This is a genomic window from Glycomyces salinus, from assembly GCF_016428645.1.
GTDB lineage: Bacteria > Actinomycetota > Actinomycetes > Mycobacteriales > Micromonosporaceae > Glycomyces > Glycomyces salinus.
This window is the reverse complement of record NZ_JAELXW010000186.1, coordinates 1-1,164: the sequence shown is the minus strand read 5'-3', so window position 1 is coordinate 1,164 and position 1,164 is coordinate 1. Positions and strand designations below refer to the sequence as shown.

The following is a 1,164-nucleotide window of genomic DNA, read 5'->3' as shown; positions in this document are numbered from 1 at the left end:
GCCATTGCCATCACCCACAGGGTGGGAAAGCATTCATGTTCACTACTGGAAACCGTTTTGCGGCAGATGGATCGGGCCCGGGAAGTTCGCGCTTGACATGTGGCAATCCGCATTCGCAGCAGCCGGGGCCCTCAGCCCAAGGCCCGCCACCCGCCTCCCCATCGCTGACCGGTTGACGCCGGGCCCAGTGCTGCCCGGCCACGGAGAACGACCCCGACCTCCCATACACCTCTTCATCGGTGACTGTCTGAACACTGACTCGAATCGGCTCGGCCACGACAACCCGGCCCCCGGACCTCCACCCACCCTCCGTCGCCGCCCGGCCAAGCCCCAACCTGCACCACAGCGTGCTTGGGGCCGCCGCCGTCGAGGGAGTCTCTTCGGTATGTCGCACCCGCGCGGGAGCATGGAGGTGTCGAAGGGAGCGCCACATGCCGTCATGGGAAGAGGTCGTCGCGATCGCCGAGCGGTACCCGGAGGTCGAGGAGACCACCAGTTGGGGAACCCCATCGCTGAAGGTCAAGGGCCAGTTCTTCGCGCGGCTGCGCACCGAGTCCGAAGGTGGACTCGCGATCGTCTGCGACGCCGCCGAGAAGGCGGCGCTGCTGGCCTCGGGAGATGAGGCCTACTACACCAAGCCGCACTACGACGGCTACGCGATGATCCTGGTGGACCTCGAGAAGATCGAGCCGGAGCGGCTGTCCGAACTGGTCGAGGACGCCTGGCTCATCAAGGCGCCGGTGCGGGTCCGCAAGGCGTTCGAGGAATCGCGGGAGTGAACGTATGGGCCGCCGAATGTTCACCGTCGCATAGCCAATGGATTGGACCGAGACCGAGTACGTCGAGTACCTCGAAGGCGAGCGGCGCCGCTACGCGTGGGTGATGCGGCGGTGCGGCGGACTCCCGCCTGCCGAGGCCGAGGAGGCGGCGCTCGACTGCTACCCCTACGAGGCGGACAACGCGCCGTGGCGAGGACTGATCTTCCACGACGAAGCCTGGCACTGGGCGATGATCACCCTTCACGGCGGGCAGTACTGGCTGGAGCGCCCCGATCTGGCCGAACCGCCGGCCGAGTACCGGGCTTTGGAGTGAACCGGCCAGGCCGATCTCGTTTGCGGCGCGTGGACGCGGGCGCTTAGGCTGCCTCGCATGGACAGTCCGCAT

General features: G+C 67.0%; 2 protein-coding genes. Both read left to right on the top strand.

The features are described from left to right. Positions 1 to 431: 431 nt before the first annotated feature. Positions 432 to 779 (top strand): MmcQ/YjbR family DNA-binding protein, encoded by a 348-nt coding sequence (locus JFB92_RS24970; protein WP_199044669.1) that lies wholly within the window; start codon positions 432 to 434, stop codon positions 777 to 779. Positions 780 to 816: 37 nt separating this feature from the next. Further along, on the top strand, positions 817 to 1,092 hold the full coding sequence (locus JFB92_RS24965) for a hypothetical protein (RefSeq protein ID WP_199044667.1): 276 nt from the start codon (positions 817 to 819) through the stop codon (positions 1,090 to 1,092). The last annotated feature ends 72 nt before the right edge of the window (positions 1,093 to 1,164 follow it).

Coding starts and splice junctions, on each gene's coding strand:
- JFB92_RS24965 (WP_199044667.1), top strand. CDS start 817: ATGGATTGGACCGAGACCGAGTACGTCGAGTACCTCGAAGGCGAGCGG.
- JFB92_RS24970 (WP_199044669.1), top strand. CDS start 432: ATGCCGTCATGGGAAGAGGTCGTCGCGATCGCCGAGCGGTACCCGGAG.